This window comes from Vibrio sp. LB10LO1 (assembly GCF_010092875.1).
GTDB lineage: Bacteria > Pseudomonadota > Gammaproteobacteria > Enterobacterales > Vibrionaceae > Vibrio > Vibrio campbellii.
On the sequence record NZ_JAADJW010000029.1, the window covers coordinates 36,874 to 55,937 of the forward strand.

Here is a 19,064-nt window from a genome sequence, read left to right on the forward strand (position 1 = left end):
ACGCCGTTGATAATAGTGGTGCGTATTTAGTCTTTCAGGTTACGCCTTACTAAGTCGTGCATTTGTTTAATGGTCATCAATGCTAACCAGATGATCTCTTCGACGGAGCGCTGACCCGTGGTCGAGGAGGGATGATTCGCATCGGTTTTATTGCTCAGTGCTGGCAGCTCATGAACACGATTGTCACGAATCGTACTGATCAACGCATCCATCGCATCATGAATCAGGCTCTCGACTTGCGGTGAGCCTTGGTAATGGGTGCCCGCTCTCACTAGAGGGAGCAGCAAGCAAAGGTAGTGACTCAACAAGCGATAATGGCTCAACATATCTTCATAATAATGCGGATCGGCACGAGTGTGCCTTGGCTCTTGTTGCATCTCGTTGTAAATCAGTTCAAGGTCGCTTTCAGCGGTGAGCATAGCGGCACGTTGCTTAGTGAGCGCCATATGATCACGTTGCTCTGTGTCGACTTGTAACTGCTCATAGCAATACACAAATAAGCTTTTTGAACTATCGAGCGCTTTTAATGCTTGGGTATGAATCTCCTTACCTCGCCACTGCGGCCACAATAAGCCGTAACCGAGCAAGACAATTGCGCCACCGACGACATTGTCGATCAAGCGCGGAGCGGCAAAGTCGAGCCCTTGGTGTGCCATGGTCTGATAAACCAAAATCAACAGTGCGGTAATACAGCCAATCGCCAGCGAATAATGACGCATAATATTGAGCATTGCGACAGGTAATAGAACTGCGATCAACACAAACAGGATGGTCGTTGGTACGCCAAGATGAATCAAGGAGGTGGCGAAGAGTACCCCAAGTGCCGTGCCCAAACAGCGTTGCCAAGTTTTACTTCGGGTTGCCAAGAAACTCGGTTGAATGACCATCAACATGGAAATCAACACCCAATCCGGGCGAATCAATTCAAAGTATTCAGCAATCCCAGCTCCAAGAGCAAACATCAAACCAACGCGAGTCACATGGCGCCAAATTGGGTTGCCTCGACTTGGCAAACGAAAAGACAGCTCGAATGGTTGCACCTCAAAGGAGCGTTCATAAGCGGGCTCATTGAGCTCAATACGACGAGAAATATGCTTTACCGCGTATGCCCAGTAGCGAAAGCGAGGTTGGTCTTCTAGCTTCACCGCCTCAATCAAATCATGGGCTTCCTGCTCTAGTGAGCTCAAGTGTTCCATCTCTTCATGCGTGTTATGCAAAAGCTGCTTGGCTTTGTGTCTGAATCTTTGCTGGCAGTGTTGGCTCCAAACCAAGAGCAGATCTCGTTTCGGTTTACTGGATTGAAATTGCTTAAGCAGATCAGGGTTGCTGGTATGGCTGCTCAAGACGACTTCAAATGTATCGAGCGCCAAAAACAAAGCCTGACGTAGAGAGTTTGCATCTTCATGTTTAGAACGAAAAGATTCTGATTGCAGCGCTTGCTGAAACAGTTCAATCAACTGATATTTGATGCGTCGTTTCGGGGCATCGTTTTCGCTTCCAAGTAAAAAAGCTTGGCGATATTGAATGTAGTCCGCTAGCGTCTCGTAAATCGCAGAAAGACATACACGCAGCGCGTAATGCTTCCATAAGGCAAACCAAAGCCAACTGAACAGCGCAAAAATGAGTGGTCCCAACACCAGCATCGGATAGAGACTAAGTACTGCGCTGGAGTTATGTAGCGACAAGCTCACGACCGCGATCAGTAAGCTCGACATGCCAAGACGTCCCCAAAACGGACCATTCACTGCTGTACTCGCCAATACTGCTCCCATCACACCGTAAGTCAGCCACAGTGGTAAGCCTATATTCAGCAGGGCATAACTGATGACGAGCGTAATGCTCCACGTGGAAGCGGTAATTGCAAAGCGTGTCCAACGTCTAGGACCAGCAGTGTCTAAACCACTGATCAATGCTGCAGGCATGGTCATTAAAGCCGTCATGGCGAGATTGATTTGGTTGAATAGCACACCCAACCCCATGAACAGAACAATCGCGCTGGTGGCACGCAGACCAAGGTTGACAGAAGGGGAGTACCAGATTTTACGCAGAAAGGCAGGAGATAACGTCATAAACCCTCATTACAGTTGGCAACACCTTCAGTGTAACGCGAATATCTTTTGATGTGCTGGCTTCAACCACAGATTGAAAAATTGAAGCGGAGTCGTTATTTAACCGACACCTTCCCCAAGCTGAGTAAATAGCCAATCATTGAACAGTGATACTTTTCGCGCTGCGAGGCGGTAGTTCGGCACAAATACGTAATATCCATAATGGCTAAGCATACTCAGTTGTTGGATGTGATAGACCTCATCTCTCGACATCGCCTGTTGCACCATAAAATCAGGCAGAAGAGCAAGCCCTTTGCCAAGCTTGACCGCTTCATAAGAAAGATAGAAATGCTCATGACCGACGGGGTGATAATGAATCACGCTTTGCAGAGATTGTTCTAGTTTGAACTGCTCCCACAACTGCGGGCGTGTCGTTTGAGGAATAAAAGCGAAATCCGCAATGGACTGTTTGTCGTTACACGTTGAAGAACTTGATGAGCCCGTTAGCAGCAGCGTTTCTTGGCGCAACAATCGACCATGTTCGTAGTGGCTGGAGAGGGGAAGGCAACGGATGGTGATGTCGCTGTCTACATCTAACTGATTTATTGGACCATCACTGGTGCGAACTTTAACGCGGATATCAGGATGGGTTTGATGGAATGCATCAATGTTTGGCACCAACCACAAACTGGCGAAAGAAGGCGTAACATCGACCACCAATAACTCTTGCTCTGTATCGGTTTGAATCAAGCTTGCTGTGGCATGTTGGATGATCTCCAACGCTTCGGTCACCTTGGGTAAGTAACGTTTTCCTTCTTCCGTGAGCTCAATACCATTGATACCACGCTGAATCAAAGGTAGCCCAACCAGTTGCTCTAATGTCGCAATCTGTTTGCTCACGGCGCCTTGAGTGACGCACAAACTCTCTGCCGCTTTAGAAAAACTTAGCTGGTTAGCAACCGCAACAAAGGTTCGAAGTGCACGAATAGAAGGGTATTCACTGCCTTTTAGCATAAACTCACGTCCATTGATGAATGCTTAACCACAGACTAAGAGATTTTGGCTTGGAATCAAAGCGATGAGTTGAGGGGGATGCAAATTGCAGATACAAAAAGGGCCAACCCTTTCGAGTTGGCCCTTTCCAAACGTTTGGTGCTGGCGTCATCTGAATTTATATCGTAACTATATGATAGTTAAACTTATAGTGGTGTTTAGTTGTGCTTGTTGGGTACTAAATTGGGTAATATTGATAAATCCTGTATAAGCGAATCTAGGTAGCATTAGTAAAAATCATGTTTTGGTTGAGACTAAAATCTATGATTCATACCAGCTTTGGTACCAATGCCATTACCCAAAACTCATTCCAAGAGTCTTGTTGATCCTGTGGCACTTTCATCTTTGTTCTTGAGTTCACGACAGGAAGAGCATAACCAGCATCACGCATAAAATCAGCCACTAATTTCAATTTATCAGCTTTGCGTTTTTCCTTTCTAAGTCGGTACTTTATAACCTCCCTGACTCGCTGACGGTACAGTCTATCTTGCGAAACTTTTGGGAGGTTTTTGTCAATCAGACCTTCGTGCTTACAAGCTACTGTCAGGCTATAGCTAACAATTGTCGATATATCTACCAAGGAAGCTTTTTGATCCGGTATATCAAAATCTAACTTATTCCCTAACTTCTGAATTTTCGTGTAATCGGCTTTTGAAAGCTGTAAACGATAGCCTTTCCAACCTGAGTCTTTTCGTCTACTAGCCATACTTCTTTGTCGTAATACGTTCCTCTCCTTCTCGTACCGTGTTACTTCCGAATCTTCCATTTTAAGCCTCTATGTTGGGGTGAATATTTTACCGATTATACCGTTAACGTAGAGGTTTTTATCTTGTGAGTCTCACGATTCAACAATAAATATTAAGGTATAACAATATGATATTTATGACTTAATCAGTGAGACTCACAATATGATTTAAAAGACTTTCGAATTTCAGAAGGTGAAAAAGTAATTCCACTCATGATCCATTTGATAAGGACATGGTCATGAGAAAAGAGTTACCAAAACTGCTGTACACATTAGATGAACTGGTAGAGGTGTTATCCATTTCCAGAGCAACAATAAATCGACTTCGGAGTGAGGGATCATTTCCATTGGCTTTCTATCCAACAGCCAGTAAAGCTCTTCGATGGAAAGCTAAAGATATAGATGATTGGATAGCGAATTTACCTTGTGAAGAGAAGCAAGAAGCTGGGGAGGTGGCATATGAGCCGTTCGATTACTGATCTTCCATGGTTTGAAACGTTCAACGAATGTGTAAGAGAGAATTTTGTTAGAAGTAGTATTTTAGAGCGCAGTGAAAAAGAGGAAGCCCGAGATTTGGGGGTTAAGCTGTTTAGGTGCGCTGAAGGAGAGATCATATGTAACAGTGCGGCATGTAAAGTATGTAATCATCGCTATAGAGTCGAGAGAATCGACAATCTGGTTAGAAAGATAAAGCGTACTCGAATGTGCTGTAAAGTCTTAACAGTGATTGACTATTCTAGGTCCGTAAGGCGCGAAGATTTATGCGATGATATTACGAAAAAAGCGAAAGCTAGATGGGCTCAAACTCTAAGACGAGCAAGAGTCAAAGGTCCAGTTTTTGGGGCTGTTGAACTAGACTTTCACGAAGAGTGTTCAATGTGGTTGCTACATATACACTTTATATATGCTGATACTGAGCACAATAGAATAGCGATCAAGGAGTTTAGAAAAAGAATAGGGAAACAGCAGAAGCTCCACATAAAGGAAAACAGAAGGGTTAAGCCTACTATGAGAAAGAAAATGCGAAACCCTTACAGACAAGTTAGTTATATCTATAAATTATGTTCTTTTAGAGTAATCGATTATTATGATAAGAAATATAAAAAGAATAGAACAAAAAAATTTAGACTAAATAAACCTGAAACTATAGATATTCTGTGTTTTATGGATAGGGTTAAGAGGCAAGCATTTCTCTTTAGATATGAAGATAGTGCATTTAGAGACTAATAAGTGTAAGAGAAAATTTTAATAAACATACATATAATTCCAATTCTAGATGGCGAATACGTACAATATCAATAGATAAACGACATCTGATATTTAACACTACAGATGTCGTTCAATTTCACTTCTACTTAGGTGCGTTTTTTCAATAATTTACTGTCATCAGATAATGTCAATACTACTAAATCTTTCATTTTTGTTGGATATTTACCTACACCTGTAGCAACGATGGCTTGGAAATCAGTATCCAAATCCGTTTCTAAGTCGTATAATTTAGATAGAACTAAATCAAGGTTTTCTTTATCTATACCTACTGTTTCAGGGGTATCAACAAGAATTAACTTTGGATAAGGAATGTCTAGTTCAAGTGACATCTTCAAAAGTGTTATAAAATACAAAAATCTAACTGAAACTTTTGAACTTGCTTCTCTATAAATACCATCATTTATTATTGGCAAATAGGTGTCTGCACTAATCTCCGCCTTTCTAACATCCTTTAATGAGTTTTGCATCAAGTCACTGTATATATCACTAAATTCTTGAATTCTATCCTTTAATTGCTCACTTGAATTTATTTCTACTCTCTTAAAAGAAGTCTCTTTCTTACTGTAAGCTATCTCTTTACTTTTGAGAGCTTTTTCGAATCCTTCAAGCTTTAGTTCCATCTTAAGAAGTTGGTTTAAATCAGAAATATCCTCTCTTAAATCGGAAATCTTGTCTTCTATACTTTCTAATTCAGAGTTATTTACTTCTACTGCTAAACTATCCATCATTTCAAGAAGGTTTTTATCGATGTCTTTTATTTTATTTTCGATACTATCTCTCAGAGTGTCTAACTTTGAGGTATTTCTCTTTAATTTATCTATTGCCGAATTAAAAGTTTCCAATGATTTAATTCTAGATCTTAATATCTCGTGATATTCTTCAGAGGAATAAAAATATCGCTGATAGTCTTCTTCATCAACTTCATGCCCACAAACACATCGGTTAGGCGATCTATCTACGTCTTTTAAACAGTAAGGACATGTATCTGGCGAGAATAATGAAAGTTGCTCATGAGTTAAGATAATTTTAGAAATTCTATCAATATCTATTTGATTAGCTTCTTTACCTTGAACAATAGTAACTAGCTCTTTTTTGACAACAGAGATGTTTTTTTCTATTTTTCTTAGTCGGTTTTCAAGGTTTATTTTTCTATCTTTAACTTTATCTATAGATTTTAGCCAAGTCTCAGGCATAGGTTGGACTTGGATTAAACTTTTCCTAAAGTCAATTAACTCTAGTAATCTTTGCTCTTTTTCTTTTAACTCTTTTGTTATGAATTGAATATTCTTTATTTCTGAGTCGTCATTAATTTCAGACACAAAGGACTTATACTCATCACAAATAGCTCGCGCTGAATCTTTATCTTTCTGAGCAGATCTAAGATCAGATAGTGATTTATAATACTCAAGTAGAGACTTTCCTACTAATATTTCGAATACTGCTTTTCTTACATTAAGAGAGTCAGAGACATAACCAGTATTTTCTGCCTGTTTATATATAGGTGTAGGGTCTGCTAACTGGTTGTGATAAATTAACCTCATCAAGTCAGTAAAGTTTATCTTAAATGTTTTACTTCCCTGAGTAAGGCTAAATACATCTATATTTAACTTGTTTAGTATCCAATCTGAGAAAATATAATCATCAGCTTTTGATCTGTTGATGAGTAAATTTAATTTTAAATCCAAGTTATCATTATCTTCACCTAATACTAAGATAGTATTAGAGCCTATTTTTCTAATTAACTTGAATTTCTCTTTGTTTATAGATATATCTAGTGTTACAGAGTTATTAGTATCAAAAATTATTTGTTCATGTTTTTGATCGCTACTCTTATTAAACTGTTCTACTTTTCCACTCAATCCATAATAAAGTAGGTCAAAAAAAGTTGACTTTCCTACACCATTAGGACCTTCAATTATTGTTATTTTTTTCTCAAGATTAGGTGATTCATAATAGTATTTATCACCTTTGTAAGATAGCTTGTTTATTCTTAAAAAGCCCATAAGTTAAGCCCTCTTAACTGATACACATTTTCTATGAATTTACTATGTGTTAACACGTTAATTCTTTTTACTGATGATTTTAGTTCTTTTATGTCAATTTTTACATCTTTGAAAGCATCATTGTTAAAAAAGCTTTCTGGGATATTATTAGAGTTTATTTTTATATCGTAAACTTCAGGGTTCTTGCTTTTTATTAAATCTATATATCCTTCATGGTTCAACATTTTTAGAAGTTTCTCAACTTCATTTTTTTTCTGTTCAGATCTTGAAAAACTGTCGAATAGAAATTCTTTATCAGCAATATTATAAATTTCTCTGTTTTCATATCGCTTAATAATGTCAATTAATCGATTGTCTAATAATAATTGTATTAGGTAAGTCATCTTCCTGTGATCTTTAAAGCACTTGCTTTGAGATTTTTTTCCTATTAAATCCTCAAGGAGAAAAAGAGTGATATATGTCATCACATAGAAATCTTCTCCACTTACATACATCATTCTTCTTATATTATTCATAGTCATCAAATGCCAAATAACAGTCATCGAAAAGAGAGTAGACCATACCTGATATCAAGTCATCATTAGAAGCGTTATAGGTATAATCCTTTTCTAGATTTCTTACTTTTTGTATGGATAGTTTTTCCATATCTTTAAATGCTTGATTTATTCTTCTTCGGTCAAAAGGCTCATCATCATCATCCATCAAATCCATAATATGTTCATTACATTTTTTATATACTCGAGCCTTTAGTGATTTGTAATCTTTTCCTAAATCAAATTCTTCTGATTTAGCTAAAGATAGTTTGATCTTTAAGTCGTCTATTCTTCTCTTCGGGTAGTCATCACATACAGCAGAAATCTTTTTTTCTATATTTCTCAAGTCTGAAAGATCTATATCATCCCAAATCTTCCACGATGTATCTTTCATAAAGCTTCCGTTGTCATACTTTGCTTTGTAAAAAATATTTTCTACTTTATCTTTAGATAAAAGTTTTTTTATGATGCTCTTTTCTTTTTTTCTCTTTGTAAACTCGTAGTATAGTTCGTGAAGTATGGCATTTTCACGCCCATCGCACATATAGTCAAAGAACTCACATTCCTTGATTTTATCTAACAAAATCTTTTCATAATCTAAGTCTTCTTTGCTCTCAAAGTTCCAACTTATAGAATACAAGAATCTTTCAAATTCATCTTCAGATATCTTATTTACAATACTCGAATATCCAGTTCTTTTGTCAGCTCTTCCACTATATTGAATAAGATACTCTTTTTTAAAAATGCTTAAGGCTATTTTCAATTCAATAGAAGTCAATTTATTACCGTCGACTAATTTCTTTAAGATGCCATAGCTACCTGAGTCTTCTTCTTTTAAACCATCAATTGATTTGATCATGTTTTTGTCAACGGTTTCATTGGCTAAACCAGTTTGTGCATAAAAGCAGAGAGACAAAAGGGGATCTTTATCGTGATCCATATATTGATCAAAAAAGCTAACTAATGTATTCCTTACAGGTTCGGTTCTAAAACTAAAATTGCTCGAATAGTCTTTATCCTCTTCTAGCAACTTTCCGACAGTTTCACCTTCATCTGATTTCTCAATCAAGAAAACGTCTTCAATAACCTCTACAGCACAAAACACTTGTTCACTGCCTTGGGAGATATTGTCTAGTATCAGTGATATAGCTCTATGGATCTGGGTATCAAATCCTTTACTGGTATTACCTGCTTCTCTTTTAATTACATTCGTCATTTGTATGAATTACCAAAATATCTACTGATAGTCACAGAAGGTTTATAGAGGAGTAAGTCTGGGTCCTGAATGTGATGAACATTGGCTCTTAGTAATCAGAAGCCTTCAGACTTAAAGTATCTATTTGGTTAGTGCAACCTGTTTCCCATATGTCGGTATATTTCATATGGATTTGATAGATATATCAAGCTGTATTTTTTAGGTTGCTTTGAAGTGGGGCAGCAAATTTGAAATTTGACTAGTGACTGTTGTATTAGTGTTCTTAAACAAAGCATCGTGCTGGAGTCAGGCGATGATTCAATAAAATATGACAAGCAGCTCGAACTTCAGAGCTCCGAACTGCAGAGAGCTTACGTCGAACATGCTATCGGCTTAGTCAGTTTCTATTGCAGTGTTGGTTATTGGTTGTGTACTAGATGGACATTGCGACAGTGAAGTGTAGCCTTTAGACGCTTCGACGATGTAATTGCTCCACCATCGCATCATCGGGGCTCTTCTTTCGAAGTAATCCGTTCTATTGTAAGGGCGTCGAGATTCTCCTTTTACTTGGTGAGCTAGGGCTGCTTCGATAACATCTGCATCGAACAAGCCCGATGCATTCAATGTAGTGCTAGCTAGCGCTCTCAAACCATGAGATACCAATCTATCTTTAAACCCCATTCGTTTTAGAGCAGCATTCGCCGTCTGGCTATTCACGTGAGTATTTGGGTTGCGATCTGCTGGAAAGATATGCTTTCTCAATCCAGATATCATACTCATATTGTCCAGAAGAGTTTCTAGCTCATTAGTAAGAGGGATGCGATGCTCTTTTTTCATTTTCATCCGCTCTGCTGGAATAGTCCATGTTCTATTTACAAAGTCAATCTCATCCCATTTTGCAGCAGCTGCTTCGCTTGGTCTAGTCATCGTATGAAGCTGAAACTCGATTAGGTACCTTGTAGTAGTCTTTATGTTGGCATTAGCTAATGCCCTCATCAACTCTGGTAGTTCATCTGGTTCTATGGACTTCATATTCTCTACTGTCGGCTTCTTAAACGCAGACTTTATGCCCGAAAGAGGGTTGGTTTCTCTAAGACCACAATTTATCGCATAGTTTACAATCTGATTAAGGTTCTGAGAGATGCGAGATACCTGCTCTAAAGATCCTTTAGCAGCTAAAGGTTTCAGTGCTTGTATCGTGTCTGGTGCATTTATATCTGCGATTGGAATTGTTGCTAATTGCGGGAATACATGAAGTTCCAACGCTCGCCAAATATCCTTTGCATGGTCTTCTGAAACATCATTCTTTTTGACTTCTATCCACTCTTTCGCAACGTTTAGCAAAGTGTGTTTGTGCTTCATTTCATGCTCAAATAGCTTTTGCTTCTTAAATTCTTTTGGGTCAATTCCTTGCGCTACTAAAGAACGAATGTTGCTACACTGCTTCCGCGCATTAGCAAGGCTTAGTGTTGGATACGTGCCGAGTGTAATTTTATGTGCCTTTCCTGTTAGTGGATGGGAGTAGAGCATTCGCCACGATTTAGTTTTTCCATTTGGCATTACTCGGAGTTGTAAGCCATGCCCGTCAGAAAGAGTGTATTCCTTCTCTTTCGATTTGGCATTATCGATCTCGAACTTCGTTAAAGGTTTCGTTTTTCTACCCATTTTTTACCCAACCAAAATCAAATCATATTCATAGGGTAAAATATTGGGTAAAAAAATAGCAAGATGTAAAGATACATTCTGAGACAGAATGAGATAGTTGTATGAGCTTAAGTTATTTGATTACAGTAGGTTGGATACAAAAAAGGCCACCCGAAGGTGGCCTTTTCCAAACGTTTGGTGGAGCTGGCGGGAGTTGAACCCGCGTCCGAAAACCTTTCATCATTGGTACTACATGCTTAGTCGATCTTTAAATTCACCACCCACCTGCGAACCGACACGCTAGTAAATGACTATCCTGAATTATAATTCGCCGTTCATCTCTCAGGCGGGAGAATCCGGGCTAGCGCGTTTGGGTTTGATCCCTCGTTGGTCCCCGTCTTACGTGCGGAAGCTAGGGCGAGAGAGCTCTGAGCAGGTTATTAAGCTGCTAGTGCGTAGTTTTCGTCGTTTGCGACTATTTTTTTGCGGTTTGTTAACGAGGCCTACCGCACCTCGGCATGCACCTCAGACTTCTGAATTCCCGTCGAATCCTAAATCAGCCCCAGAGGTAATATCGGCATAGTAACAGAAAAGCCTAGGCTGTCCAGTACTATGCGTCTAAGTGGTCAAGTTTAACGCAGTGAACTCTTCATTACGCGCGCTTTTTCACGAGCCCAATCTTTTTCTTTCAGATCGGTACGTTTGTCGTGAAGCTTTTTACCTTTCGCAACACCGATTTTGATCTTCACCCAAGAGCGAGACCAGTACAGTGATAACGCGGCTAGCGTCATACCTTCACGGTTGATGCGACCAAGAAGGTTGTCGAGTTCACGACGACTCATCAATAGTTTGCGCACGCGTGTAGGGTTTGCGACAACGTGAGTAGAAGCTTGGTTAAGAGGAGTGATCGTCATCCCGCTGACAAAAGCTTCACCGTCACGCATGAAAACGTAGCTTTCAGCGATATTGGCTTTGCCTTGGCGAAGTGCTTTCACTTCCCAGCCTTGTAGCTCCATGCCGGCTTCAATTTCATCGTCAATGAAGTATTCGTGGCGAGCTTTTTTATTAAGCGCGATAGTGTTGCTACCCGCTTTTTGCTTTGATTTTTTCTTTACCATAATGGCCTCATTATACGGGTTGGATATACGTTAGGAAATCCTTTTATTTGCGCTATCGTCGAATAAAAGTAAAATTGGCACAAGTCTTAAACTTGTACGCGTATCGATAGGAGTGTGTATGAAGCAAATCAGCCGTTCTGCTTTGGTGTCTTTTAGTGCAGAGCAGATGTTCGATCTGGTCAATGATGTTTCGAAGTATCCTGAGTTTCTACCTGGTTGTTCAGGTTCACGAATCATTGAGTCTTCGGGCGAGGGTATGGTGGCTTCTGTCGATGTAGCAAAAGCAGGTATCAGCAAGACATTCACCACGTCTAACGAGCTTATTCCAGGCCAGGCTATCATGATGAACTTGGTTGATGGACCATTTAAGACATTGCGTGGTGGCTGGATCTTTACGGCGCTTGACGAGCAAGCGTGTAAAGTCGAGCTCAAGCTTGAGTTTGAATTCTCAAGCAGAATGATCGAGATGGCTTTCGGCAAGATTTTTAACGAGCTCACCAGTAACATGGTGAATGCTTTTACCAATCGAGCGAAACAGGTGTACGAGTGCTATGAGTATTGAGTCGGACATGATCCACGTTGAGGTGGTGTATGCCTTACCTCAAGAGCAGCGAGTGTTTAACTTGGTGGTGAATAACCATGCCACTGTTGAAGAGATTATTCGTCAGTCTGGTGTGCTTGAATTGTATCCTGAGATTGATTTGAAGAAGAACAAAGTGGGTGTTTATAGCCGCAACGTTCGACTAGATGTGACGGTTCGAGACAAAGACCGAATCGAAATTTACCGTCCATTATTGGCGGATCCAAAAGAGATTCGTCGTAAACGAGCTGAGCAAGCAAAAGTGGCTGGCAACGCAGATCCTGTGACGGGTGGTAAGCCAAACGCCTTGAGAAAATCAGCGGAATAATGCTTGAAGATATAAAATAAAACCTCCCAACTGGGAGGTTTTGTTGTTTTTGGAGCTTACTTTTCTCGCTCTGTGCGCGCCAGCCGAAATAAAAAAGCCTCCGTGCGGAGGCTTTAGGAATACTGCGAAAATAAAGGTTGTTTACTGAATCTTCTCGTAAAACGCATCGCTTTTCGGGTAGTCACCAGTGATGTCTGCCAGTGTGCCTTGGTCGTTAAAGTTAACGATAAGATCTTTTTGCACTGATTCACCGTGACCTGGAGTGTGGTGGTAAATGTAGTACCACGTATTTGGGTAGCCATTTTCAACCAACATAGGTGAACCAAGAACGTAGCGAACCTGTGCTTTAGTCATCCCAAACTTTAATTTATCAACCGCACTTTGTTCTACATAGTTGCCTTGGTTGATATCAATACGATAAACCAGTTTTTCCAATACCGAACATCCTGTCAGCAATGTCATTGCTAATGGTACGGCAACTAACCACTTCTTTAATTGCATAATAATTTCTTAGTAACCTTTAAAATACTGCGCTGATAATAAACAAGCTCGACGCAGATGTAAAAAGCTATGCGTCGTATGGTAGGAAATCTGACAACGAATTTTGAGTTGAGTTGCATTTATTCGTCGATATTGCACGCTAAATGTCACAACCTTACGCACATTAGTGGGATGACATATCGCAAACTTCAATCAGTCATGCGGATAATGGACAATTTCAAGCAGCGTACTGAGCCGTCTGATTTTTTAGTCTTGGGCAAACTCATGTTAGTAATGCTCCAACTCAACAAGGATAAGGACGAGATCTAAGCAGTTGGTTTTGCGGATTGCTCTGATATCCATTTCTCATCCCTTGCCGATCTGTTAAGCCGCGATAAGCAGTTCTTTTGCGTTTGCCAATGTAGAGTCAGTGATTTGGCTGCCACCAAGTAGGCGAGCGAGTTCTGCCACGCGTTGTTCTTCATCTAGTGAGCGCATTTGTGTTTCGGTTTGGCCGCCTTTGGTGTGTTTGGCTACAAACATTTGCTGGTGACCGCAGCCAGCAACTTGCGGCAAGTGGGTTACACACATTACTTGAGTTGATTCGCCCAGTTTGCGCAGCATCTTGCCGACAACAGCTGCTGTTGGACCACTGATACCTACGTCCACTTCATCGAAGATCAAGCTTGGTGTGTCAACTTTCTGCGCAGTGATCACTTGGATCGCTAAGGAGATACGTGATAGCTCACCACCCGATGCCACTTTAGCGATAGGTTGTAATGGTTGGCCTGGGTTGGTTGAAACCAAGAAGCATACGCTGTCCATGCCTAGTGGAGATGGATGCGCGTTTTCGTTGTTCACTTCGATACTGAACACGGCTTTTTCCATGCTCAACTCGTGCATGCTTTGCGTGATCAGCTTGTTCAATTCTTTAGCATAGCGGCTGCGTGATTTGTGCAGTTTTTCTGCTTGAGTTAAGAAGCTTTGGTATTTCTGTTCCACTTCTTGTGCTAACTCATCTAAGCGTTCATCCGAGCAATCTAGTGCTTCGATTTGTGCCAGCAGATCTTGGTGGTGCTGGTATAGCTCATCAGGCATCACATGGTGTTTGCGAGCCATCGACATCACTTTAGAAAAGCGTTCTTCGACATAAGCCATGCGACCCGGATCGACGTCAATGCCATCAAGGTAGCTGCGAAGTTCGTTTTTGGTCTCTTCTAGCTGGATCATTGCTTCCGACAGCATGTTTGGTAGTTCAGCGAGTTTCTCATCTAATTCCGCTAATTGGATTAGGGAGTGATTGGCCGATTGCAAAATACCAAGCGCATTGACTTCTTCACCTTCGTAAATAAGTTCGATGGCTTGCTGACAGGTAGCGGCAAGTTCACCGCTGTTGGACAGTCGTTTGTGCTCTTGCTCGAGCTCTGCGAATTCTTCTTCACCTAGCGATAACTCATTCAGTTCTTTGATTTGGTATTCAAGCAACTGTTTTTGTGCCTGGTTTTGTTGGCTGTTCTCTTTTAGCTGCTTAAGGTTATTGTCTGCCTGACGCCAATGCTGGTAAGCACTGCGTGTGCTTTTTAATAGGTTTAAATGTCCTGCATATTGGTCAAGCATGGCCATTTGATGCTCGCTTTTCATCAATTGATGATGTGCGTGCTGTCCATGGATGTTGATCAACAACTGCCCAAGAGATTTGAGTTGTGAAAGTGGGACTGGGCTGCCGTTGATGAAGGCTCTAGAGCGGCCTTCTTTGGTGATGATGCGACGCAAGATACATTCGCTGCCATCCAGCAGGTCGTTATCTTCTAGCCAACGCGTTGCGTGTAGATTGTTGTCCAGTAAAAAGGCAGCGCTGACTTCGGTTTTTTCTTCGCCTTGTCGCACCATGCCTGCATCGGCACGCCCGCCTAAACAAAGACCTAAAGCATCAATTGCAATGGATTTACCTGCACCTGTTTCACCAGTGATGGTGGTCATGCCCTTTGAAAGCTCGAGCTGTAAAGACTTAACAATCGCAAAATTATTAACACTTAGATGAGCCAGCATTTTTATTTACCTGTATAACTGAACAATACTGTATAAGAAAACAGTATATACTGTTTCTTTATACAGTAAAGGTGGGTGCGGTATTTTTTATGAAAGAAGCGCTTTTTTGTGATGGAGAAAGGAAAAATAGGTCGCGTAAAATAAAACGATTTATTTAAATTGAATAAGTTACGGTCGATTTGGATTAATTGTGAGCGGTTCAAAAACGGCTACGGTATTAGTTGTTGCTTTTAGGTGAGCGGCATTCAGAGGTGCCTACATCAGGAAGGAGAATTATCGACAAATTCACCCAGTGTGATAAGGCGGAGCATCAGGAATTGCATCGATAATTGGGTTAGTGACTCGAAAAGTGATGGCATACAACTGATAGTTGAGAGCTTATTTCTGCTTTTTCAAAAAAGGTTGATGCTTTCACATCAACCTTTGTTTATTAAAACAGTTTGCTTGACCAACCAAGTTTGTTTCTTAGTACGTGGTAGTAGCTGTAGTCTTTTGGATGAATTAGCTTAAGCACGTTTGGGCTTTGATAGATATGTATTTCATCACCCGGAGACACTGGTAGGGAGACTTGCCCGTCACAGCTCACTTCTTGTGTTCCGCGGTTTTCTGGTGACACGATCAGCTTAATACGGCGCTTACCATCCACCACTAGTGGTCGGCTTGAAAGGGTATGTGGAAACATTGGCACCAAAGATATCGCGTTTAAGCTTGGTGACAGAATTGGACCACCACCAGAAAGCGAGTAGGCAGTCGAACCTGTTGGGGTCGATACGATCAAGCCGTCAGCACGTAGGGAAAACGCAAAGCTGTCATCTATGTAGACTTCAAATTCAATCATGTGTGCTACTTGCCCTGGGTGAAGCACTGCTTCGTTCAAGGCCGCGTTGTGGCTTTTGATTTGTCCGTGGCGATGAATCTCTGCTTCTAACAAAAAGCGTTCTTCTTCGATGTACTCGCCTTTCAGTACAGCCTTTAATGCTTCTTTGAAGTCGTCCGGATTTAAGTCCGTCAAGAAGCCTAAGTTACCGCGGTTTACACCGATGACGGCCACGTCAAAGCGCGACAAAATACGCGCTGCGCCCAGCATATTGCCATCACCGCCAACAACGATAGCGAGATCCGCGTTTTTACCCAGTTCAACGAGGCTAGCAAATTGGCTTTGCGGGATTTCGTCTAAAATTGCAGCAAGGCGATCATCGATAAACACTTGGTAACCTTCGGATGTCAGCCATTCGTACAACTCTCTATGAGTTTGAATTGCCTGCTGATCTCGTGGTTTTCCGATAATCGCGATCACGTTACATGGGTTTTTCATAGCATTTCCGCATTAAAGAGGCTTGAATCAGGAATCTTCATCCCCATAATAATGGCAAGTTACCTAAATATGCGAATTTTTATGTGGTTAAAGCCCACAAAACGTGAGTGGCTTTAAGGACATTAAGTTGAATTCTGGAGATATCATGAGCAACGAAGAAAACAAAGTTACAGAAGAAGAGCTTGATCAAATCATCGAAGAAGCGGAGAAAGTAGAAGCGGCAGCACAAGAAGCTGAAGCAGAACTTGAAGACATTGGTGATGAGAAAGACGCTAAGATTGCTCAACTAGAAGCAGCACTACTGTCTAGCGAAACCAAAGTGAAAGACCAGCAAGATGCGGTTCTTCGCGCTAAAGCTGAAGTAGAAAACATGCGTCGTCGTACTGAGCAAGAAATCGATAAAGCTCGTAAGTACGCTCTGAACAAATTCGCTGAAGAACTACTTCCAGTTATCGATAACCTTGAGCGTGCAATCCAAGCTGCAGATGCAGAGCACGAAGTGGTTAAGCCAATTCTTGAAGGTGTTGAGCTAACGCATAAGACATTTGTAGACGCAGTATCGAAATTTGGTTTGAAAGAGATCAACCCAGAGGGTGAAGCATTCAACCCTGAATTCCACCAAGCGATGTCTATTCAAGAAAGCCCTGACCATGAATCAAACACAGTGATGTTTGTGATGCAAAAAGGCTACGAGCTAAACGGACGTGTTGTACGTCCTGCAATGGTTATGGTTGCTAAGTAATCAGTTAACCCATTGATATAAATATATTAAAACGCCCGCTATTCAATAGCGGGCGTTTTTGTTTCAAACATGCCCTCAGCATATTCACTCCTCTGAATATGCGATGAATTTTAAATTTGATCCTCTTCAAAGTTTTTCTTATTGGGAAAAATTTTTCTTATAGGATACATCCTTTCTTTATATTGCTTACTTATGGAATGCTGTGTCTATAAGTGGCTGTTCTGACTTGCCTTCGAGATTTAATTCTGAATATGAATGTGGATCTAGTGATTTACTTTTAATGTTATCTATTAACATTTTTGTAAAGAAAGTCTTTATTTTGTAACTCTGGTGTGTATTATTCGCGAGGTCTGCCGTAAAAATCAGCAGATGTAACTATAAAAATATAAATAGCAAACACAACATTTCGGAGATTTATGATGGATAAATCGCTTTCTAGTAAGATTTTTATTGGTTTGTTCGCCGGCCTTGTGCTGGGTACAGCTATTCAGTACTTATTTAGCGGTATTGCGATTTTTGATACCTATATCCTAGGTACGGCAGAAGGGGCAGGCGGCATGTTCGTTTCGCTGATTAAACTTCTGGTTGTTCCTTTGGTTTATGTATCAATTGTATGTGGCATTGTTGAGCTTAAAGACATTCGTTCTTTTGGTCGCTTAGGTGGTAAAACCTTTACTCTTTACATTTTGAATACCGTCGTTGCGATTATTGCTGCTCTTACTGTTGCTATGATTGTTCAGCCTGGTGCTGGCGCAAACCTAGCGGGTACGATTTCTGACTCTGTGGCACTTAAGTCAACAGAAACGCCGGATATCTTCTCTATGGTTGTGAACATCGTTCCGAGCAACCCGGTACAGGCGTTTGCAAATGGCGACATGCTACAGATCATCTTTATGGCAATTCTGACAGGCCTTGCTATTCAAGCGCTTGATTCAAAAGGCGGCCCTGCGGTTCGTACTTTTAAGATGGCGAACGAAATCATGATGAAGCTGATTGGCCTTGTGATGAGCCTTGCGCCATACGGTGTATTCGCTCTGATGATTCAACTTGGCGCAACACTGGATGCAGGCACGCTTGCATCGGTAGCAGGTTATGTTGCTCTTGTGGTTTCAATGCTGGTGCTTTGGATCTTCGTTGTATACCCACTAGCGGTTCAAATGTTTACAGGTATCTCTGCACGTGAGTTCTCTCGTAAGACGCGTGAGCAAGTGCTGTTCTCTCTATCTACAGCAAGTTCAAATGCGACGATTCCTGTAACGATGCGCACTCTTACTGACAAGATCGGTGTGTCTAAGTCGGTAGCTGGTTTTGGTGTACCACTGGGCGCTACGATGAACATGGCAGGTGCTTCAATCTACATCGCAATCGCAGCGGTATTCTGTGCGAACGCATTTGGTCAGCCTATCGCGGTATCTGACCTAGTGACTCTAGGCTTCACGGTTCTGCTACTGTCTATCGGTGCAGGCGGTGTTCCTGGCGGTGGTGTAGTAATGGTTGGTGTTATCCTTCACCAATTGGGTCTACCACCAGAAGGTCTAGCAATCGTTGCTGCGGTTGACCGTATTAACGACATGTTCTGTACATCATCTAACGTAGTCGGCGACACTGCAGTAAACACGATTGTTGCTAAGTCTGAAGGCGAGATTGGTAAAGAAGAAATCGTGGATGCTGAGCCTGCACAAGCAAGTGCATAATTGATAATTGCTCACTCAATCGAATTCAAAGCGAGGTCTTAGGGCCTCGCTTTTTCTTTTTAGAGACGCTTCGCTTCGGGAACGGACTTCGTCCTATGGAACGCTGCGCTCCGAGATTCGAGAATCCCGCATCCCGCTTTTTGCGCAACTTTTTTCAATTTTTTTTGCTCCCTCCCTTGAAAAGCCATTTGCAGCCCTTATCTATTGGGCATAAGAGAAGCAAACAACATTATTTTTGTTTGTGAGCAAGGGTTGAAACCCGATTCTA

17 protein-coding genes and 1 other RNA gene are annotated in these 19,064 nt (G+C 41.1%); 6 read left to right on the forward strand and 12 right to left on the reverse strand.

Annotated elements, in window-relative coordinates; genetic code table 11:
* Positions 1-26: 26 nt before the first annotated feature.
* The 3 genes from GXP65_RS18560 to GXP65_RS18570 all read right to left on the reverse strand — a co-directional run bounded on the left by GXP65_RS18560 (position 27) and on the right by GXP65_RS18570 (position 3,867).
* The gene (locus GXP65_RS18560) at positions 27-2,069 is read right to left on the reverse strand and encodes an FUSC family protein (RefSeq protein ID WP_162093455.1); all 2,043 of its coding nucleotides are present in this window, start codon (positions 2,067-2,069) and stop codon (positions 27-29) included.
* Between the two features lie 99 nt (positions 2,070-2,168).
* Positions 2,169-3,062, reverse strand: coding sequence for a LysR family transcriptional regulator (locus tag GXP65_RS18565; RefSeq protein WP_162093456.1), 894 nt, complete (start codon positions 3,060-3,062; stop codon positions 2,169-2,171).
* A gap of 307 nt (positions 3,063-3,369) precedes the next feature.
* Entirely contained in the window at positions 3,370-3,867 is a 498-nt protein-coding gene (locus tag GXP65_RS18570) for a hypothetical protein (RefSeq protein WP_162093457.1), read from the reverse strand.
* A 218-nt stretch (positions 3,868-4,085) separates the two neighbouring features.
* Here GXP65_RS18570 and GXP65_RS18575 point away from each other — a divergent pair, with 218 nt between their 5' ends.
* Both GXP65_RS18575 and GXP65_RS18580 read left to right on the forward strand, forming a co-directional pair.
* On the forward strand, positions 4,086-4,325 hold the full coding sequence (locus GXP65_RS18575) for a helix-turn-helix domain-containing protein (protein ID WP_162093458.1): 240 nt from the start codon (positions 4,086-4,088) through the stop codon (positions 4,323-4,325).
* Positions 4,306-5,073: a hypothetical protein gene (locus tag GXP65_RS18580; RefSeq protein WP_162093459.1), complete on the forward strand. Its 768-nt coding sequence runs from the start codon at positions 4,306-4,308 to the stop codon at positions 5,071-5,073. Before GXP65_RS18575 ends, GXP65_RS18580 begins: the two co-directional genes overlap by 20 nt.
* A 128-nt stretch (positions 5,074-5,201) precedes the next feature.
* Here GXP65_RS18580 and GXP65_RS18585 read toward each other — a convergent pair whose 3' ends face one another.
* From GXP65_RS18585 to smpB, 6 genes are all read right to left on the reverse strand, one after another.
* Entirely contained in the window at positions 5,202-7,118 is a 1,917-nt protein-coding gene (locus GXP65_RS18585; RefSeq protein WP_162093460.1) for an AAA family ATPase, read from the reverse strand.
* Complete coding sequence (locus tag GXP65_RS18590; protein WP_162093461.1) at positions 7,106-7,633, reverse strand: hypothetical protein; 528 nt, start codon at positions 7,631-7,633, stop codon at positions 7,106-7,108. Before GXP65_RS18590 ends, GXP65_RS18585 begins: the two co-directional genes overlap by 13 nt.
* Entirely contained in the window at positions 7,626-8,867 is a 1,242-nt protein-coding gene (locus tag GXP65_RS18595; protein WP_162093462.1) for a hypothetical protein, read from the reverse strand. The genes GXP65_RS18590 and GXP65_RS18595 overlap by 8 nt, the downstream gene beginning before the upstream one ends.
* A gap of 372 nt (positions 8,868-9,239) precedes the next feature.
* Complete coding sequence (locus GXP65_RS18600) at positions 9,240-10,511, reverse strand: integrase domain-containing protein (RefSeq protein ID WP_162093463.1); 1,272 nt, start codon at positions 10,509-10,511, stop codon at positions 9,240-9,242.
* 175 nt (positions 10,512-10,686) lie between these two features.
* Positions 10,687-11,054, reverse strand: a transfer-messenger RNA (tmRNA) gene (ssrA, locus tag GXP65_RS18605).
* A gap of 68 nt (positions 11,055-11,122) precedes the next feature.
* Positions 11,123-11,608, reverse strand: coding sequence for an SsrA-binding protein SmpB (smpB, locus tag GXP65_RS18610; protein WP_005424760.1), 486 nt, complete (start codon positions 11,606-11,608; stop codon positions 11,123-11,125).
* 118 nt (positions 11,609-11,726) lie between these two features.
* On the opposite strand from smpB, the gene GXP65_RS18615 reads away from it, so the two are divergent.
* Positions 11,727-12,170 carry an SRPBCC family protein gene (locus tag GXP65_RS18615; RefSeq protein WP_038890695.1) on the forward strand — a complete coding sequence of 148 codons (444 nt, stop codon included), beginning with the start codon at positions 11,727-11,729 and terminating at the stop codon, positions 12,168-12,170.
* Entirely contained in the window at positions 12,160-12,516 is a 357-nt protein-coding gene (locus tag GXP65_RS18620) for an RnfH family protein (protein ID WP_050914346.1), read from the forward strand. Before GXP65_RS18615 ends, GXP65_RS18620 begins: the two co-directional genes overlap by 11 nt.
* Positions 12,517-12,657: 141 nt before the next feature.
* Here GXP65_RS18620 and bamE read toward each other — a convergent pair whose 3' ends face one another.
* From bamE to nadK, 3 genes are all read right to left on the reverse strand, one after another.
* Positions 12,658-13,017, reverse strand: coding sequence for an outer membrane protein assembly factor BamE (gene bamE / locus GXP65_RS18625; protein ID WP_005424693.1), 360 nt, complete (start codon positions 13,015-13,017; stop codon positions 12,658-12,660).
* Positions 13,018-13,380: 363 nt separating this feature from the next.
* On the reverse strand, positions 13,381-15,045 hold the full coding sequence (gene recN / locus GXP65_RS18630) for a DNA repair protein RecN (protein ID WP_005424702.1): 1,665 nt from the start codon (positions 15,043-15,045) through the stop codon (positions 13,381-13,383).
* Positions 15,046-15,475: 430 nt separating this feature from the next.
* Positions 15,476-16,360 (reverse strand): NAD(+) kinase, encoded by an 885-nt coding sequence (nadK, locus tag GXP65_RS18635; protein WP_005533734.1) that lies wholly within the window; start codon positions 16,358-16,360, stop codon positions 15,476-15,478.
* Between the two features lie 145 nt (positions 16,361-16,505).
* On the opposite strand from nadK, the gene grpE reads away from it, so the two are divergent.
* Entirely contained in the window at positions 16,506-17,102 is a 597-nt protein-coding gene (gene grpE / locus GXP65_RS18640; protein WP_045383403.1) for a nucleotide exchange factor GrpE, read from the forward strand.
* A gap of 419 nt (positions 17,103-17,521) precedes the next feature.
* Entirely contained in the window at positions 17,522-18,796 is a 1,275-nt protein-coding gene (locus GXP65_RS18645) for a dicarboxylate/amino acid:cation symporter (RefSeq protein WP_010648318.1), read from the forward strand.
* Positions 18,797-19,064 lie beyond the last annotated feature (268 nt).